At 69.0% G+C, this 3504-nt stretch carries 5 protein-coding genes; 2 read left to right on the top strand and 3 right to left on the bottom strand.

The window, feature by feature from the left end; all coding sequences use genetic code 11:
- From RM531_RS15920 to mobQ, 3 genes are all read right to left on the bottom strand, one after another.
- Positions 1-185: hypothetical protein (locus RM531_RS15920; RefSeq protein WP_311660703.1), on the bottom strand; the 185-nt coding region annotated here is incomplete at its 3' end.
- Between the two features lie 416 nt (positions 186-601).
- On the bottom strand, positions 602-1447 hold the full coding sequence (locus RM531_RS15915) for a replication initiator protein A (RefSeq protein ID WP_311660702.1): 846 nt from the start codon (positions 1445-1447) through the stop codon (positions 602-604).
- Positions 1447-2712, bottom strand: coding sequence for a MobQ family relaxase (gene mobQ / locus RM531_RS15910; protein ID WP_311660701.1), 1266 nt, complete (start codon positions 2710-2712; stop codon positions 1447-1449). Before mobQ ends, RM531_RS15915 begins: the two co-directional genes overlap by 1 nt.
- A 171-nt stretch (positions 2713-2883) precedes the next feature.
- Between mobQ and RM531_RS15905 the strand changes: the two genes are divergently transcribed.
- Both RM531_RS15905 and RM531_RS15900 read left to right on the top strand, forming a co-directional pair.
- Positions 2884-3150, top strand: a complete 267-nt coding sequence (locus RM531_RS15905) for a mobilization protein (RefSeq protein ID WP_311660700.1) — start codon at positions 2884-2886, stop codon at positions 3148-3150.
- Between the two features lie 2 nt (positions 3151-3152).
- Positions 3153-3452: a hypothetical protein gene (locus RM531_RS15900; protein ID WP_311660699.1), complete on the top strand. Its 300-nt coding sequence runs from the start codon at positions 3153-3155 to the stop codon at positions 3450-3452.
- Positions 3453-3504 lie beyond the last annotated feature (52 nt).

The following is a 3504-nucleotide window of genomic DNA, read 5'->3' as shown; positions in this document are numbered from 1 at the left end:
CCCGCGACCAGCTCTGGATATAGCTGGGTCAGCTGGCCATCCCGGGATGCCTGGGCGATCTGCCGGATGATGGGGTGTGCGGCCTGGTGAGCCGTGACATTGATCTGGGCTATGCCGGCCTCGGCCTGGGCGGCGCGCCAGCGCTGCTGGCGCTCGCGTTTTCTCTTTGGTGGGGGGTCTGTCATGGTCTCAGGGCCATGGTACAGCCATCGGCGTCTCTAGTGACGCCGATCGCCCCCTTGCCGAACTTTCTTCGGCCGCGCAGCGGCCTGGTGCTGGATAGCCGCCGCCAGGCGGCTCATTACGGGCCGCGTCAGCGGCCCCAGGCCGGCCGTCAGGCCGGGGCGGAGGCGCGCAGCGCCGGAGGGCAGGCGCGCGGTAGCGCGTGTTATCCACCGCTTGTCGGTGACCGCCAGGTGTTAAGAGTATTTCTTAGTTATATCGCGCGCGCGCGTTATGGTTTTTGAAACCCTTACGTGCCAATGCATCTGAGACCTTTCGGTACCTAAAACCACGAAAGGGGGGTACCTAAAACCACGTGCCAATCCACAGGATGGGGTACCTAAAACCACGTGCCCATTCACAGAGTGCTCACAGCTGATCACAGCTGAAGCGATTTTTGGATCTGCTTGAGCGCCCCTTTGGGGCTCCGGGAATAGATGGTGACGAGGTCCTGAGCCCGGTCGTATTGCATCCGATAGTCGGGCAAATGGTCAGACTCGGCAGCTTCGATGATGTGCTGCCGAAACCGCTTCAACGACGCGCTGGAGCCGGATTTCAGGTGCAAGGTGGCCAGAGAGGCCCGCCAGCTGGGTTGCGCGCCGCAATGCTTACGGGAGATCTCGTACAGACGCCGCTCGAGAGGCTTGCGCAGCCGGAAATAGTCCCGGCTGATGGAGAGGACCTGCATCGACTCGACAGCGCGATATAGCCACTGGGAGAGCGTGATCTCCAGGGCGGCCATGCGTTCCTGCCCATCACGCTCGACGATCCGATAGCTGTCGATCAAACCGAAGCCCTCGCGGGTACGCGTGTCGCCGGTCCGGATGTTGGTGCTGACGGTCGTGCCGCGCAGCCGGTCCAGCGCCTCCTGGAGGCGCATATAGGCGTCACCATCGGTGCGTCTGTTGGTCGACACCAGCAAGTCGTAGGCGGTCAGCTGCACGACCCGCGACGGCTCCCTGCCTCGGTTAATCGCAGCCACGAGCTGCGAGATGCAATAGATCAGGATGTCCTTATCATTCTGGGTGGCGAGGCCCTTCGCGCCTGGCTGGATCTCGATGCTGCTGTCTTTGTGCTCGTACCGGCGTACGCGCCGATCGCCGGCACGGAGCGCGAACATGGGGTGCTCCATCGTTCCAAGATCGTCCTTCGGTACGGCGTCCAGGATGTCCGCTACGAAGAAATCCCGCTGGCGGTGTCGGTCGGGTGCTAGTGGGTCGGCCATCACATCCCCGGAGTCGGTGGGAGGTAGTCATCCTGCGGCGCCCTGCGGCCGCCGTCCAGGCGTGCGAGCAGCTGGCGCTGGTGGTCATCGGCCGGCACCAGCGTGAGCCCGTGAGCGGCCGCACAGGCCGCACAGGCCGCGATCCATGCGTCATCCCCTGTCACGGAGGCTGACGACCAGCCACGGGCCGCTGCGAGCGCCATGGCGCGCTCTGCGTCGGCCTGGTCCCCGTGGCTGACCGTCAGCTGGTCGCCCGCATCGGTCATCGCGTGGCCGTCCGTCCAGGTGATCCGGTCCAGATCGCCGGACCGCTGCACCCACGCCAGCTGGCCGGCGAGGGCGTCCGGCACCCACGCCCCGGCGCGCTCGGCCAGGAGCGCCGCCCGGTATCGCTGGGCGCCGGTCGTGGCGGCCACGCTGGCCACGTGCTGCCGCCGCGGCCGCCGGCCGCCGGCGGCGGCCGCGGCGAACTGGCCCGCCATCGGCGCCTGGCGCCGCCGGTCGAGCTCGGCCTGGCGTGCGATCTCGGCGTCGAGCTCCGCCAGCTGCCGCCGCCAGGCGGCATCCTGGTCGGCGGCGCGCCGGGCCTGATCGCCGCGATCGCTGGGCACGCCGCGCCGCTCCATCCCGGCGGCCGCCGGCCCCAGATGCCGGGTCGGCAGCCGGTCGATGCCCTGATCGGCCAGGCTCCGATGGTCGACGCGGGCCTCGTGACCGGCCTGTTCGAGGGCGCGATTGACGTGCTCGGCCCAGGCCTCGCGCCAGTGCGCGAGCAGCGCCTGGTCGTTCCATCCGCGATGCTTCGGGCCGAATCCCTCCGGCGTGATCTCGCGAGTGGTCAACAGGATGTGCGCGTGGTGGTTACGCGCATCGCCGCTGGCATCGGGCGCATGGATGGCCACGTCGGCCACCATGCCCCGCGCCACCAGCTGATCGCGCACCCATCCGGCCACCAGACGCCCGCGCTCGCGCACCCCGAGCTCGGCGGGCAGCGCCACCGTGATCTCGCGCGCGACCTGGGCATCCCGGCGGCGCTCGGCGGTCTCGACCGCCGACCATAGCTGCGTCCGATCACGCGCCCATTCGGGCGCGTGATCCGGCGCGAGGATGCCCGTCGCCACCACGCCAGACCGGCGGCGGTAGTCGTGCACCTCGCCGGTCCGGTGATCCTCGATGCGCTCGCCGGCGCGGTACGCGGCGGCAGCGGTCGCGCTGCGCCCTGCGCTGCGGCGGATCATCGAGGCGGATAGGTGGTAGATCGCCATGGGGCGAGTATACCACCGCCGGGTCCAGGGCGGAGCCCTGGCGCACACATCGGCCGCAGGCCGATGTATAAGTGCGCCCTTGTTCCGCTCGCTGCGCTCACTGCACTCGGGATGTCGAGCCCCGAGAACCGGCTTATAATGAGGCGATATCAGACGACCGGAGGCCCACAAATGGCAAAAAGCAGGCGGCTAGAACAGCTCGAGCAGCGGCGCGAACAGCTGAACGCGCGGATCCAGCGCGAACGGAGCAAGGTGCAGGCGGAAGAACGCCGGGCAGACAACCGGCGCATGATCCTGATCGGGCGCATGGTCATGCGCGAGGCCGAGCGCGACGAGGACACGAAAAACCGGCTGCGCAGCCGGCTCGATCGCTATCTCGACCGCGACCGCGACCGCGAGCTGTTTGGGCTCGCGCCGCGTGAGGGGTCGCAGCAGTGACGATGCACAAGACGAGGCTCTGCGAGATCGCCGAGGCGATGTGGCTGAGCGACGGCCGCGACGTGGCCGGCGCATCCACCGGCGAGCGCGCGGCGGCCGCGCTCCTGGCCGGCCGGCCGGACTGGGCCGGTTACACGACGCCGGACGGGCGTGTGGACGTGATCGCGATCATCGACCGGCTGGACGGCTACTGGCTCGGGCTCGTCCGCTCGCTATATGCCGATTTCACGCCGCCGGGCCAGCCATCGGATGAGCTGGGCCCGCCAGCCGCCGGCGGACAGGACCCTGGCCACGGCAGCTAGGTCGGTGGGCGGGTGCTGCGCGCCCGCCTGATCGCCCGGCTGCGCCGGGCTC

The sequence above is a fragment of the Spectribacter acetivorans genome, from assembly GCF_031846305.1.
GTDB lineage: Bacteria > Pseudomonadota > Gammaproteobacteria > Nevskiales > Salinisphaeraceae > Spectribacter > Spectribacter acetivorans.
Note: the sequence above shows the minus strand (reverse complement) of the source record. Positions and strands in the feature narration are given on the sequence as shown.

What these genes read in the sequence shown, in the direction of transcription:
- RM531_RS15905 (WP_311660700.1), top strand. Translation starts at nt 2,884, where the DNA reads ATGGCAAAAAGCAGGCGGCTAGAACAGCTCGAGCAGCGGCGCGAACAG.
- mobQ (WP_311660701.1), bottom strand. Translation starts at nt 2,712, where the DNA reads ATGGCGATCTACCACCTATCCGCCTCGATGATCCGCCGCAGCGCAGGG.
- RM531_RS15915 (WP_311660702.1), bottom strand. Translation starts at nt 1,447, where the DNA reads ATGGCCGACCCACTAGCACCCGACCGACACCGCCAGCGGGATTTCTTC.
- RM531_RS15900 (WP_311660699.1), top strand. Translation starts at nt 3,153, where the DNA reads ATGCACAAGACGAGGCTCTGCGAGATCGCCGAGGCGATGTGGCTGAGC.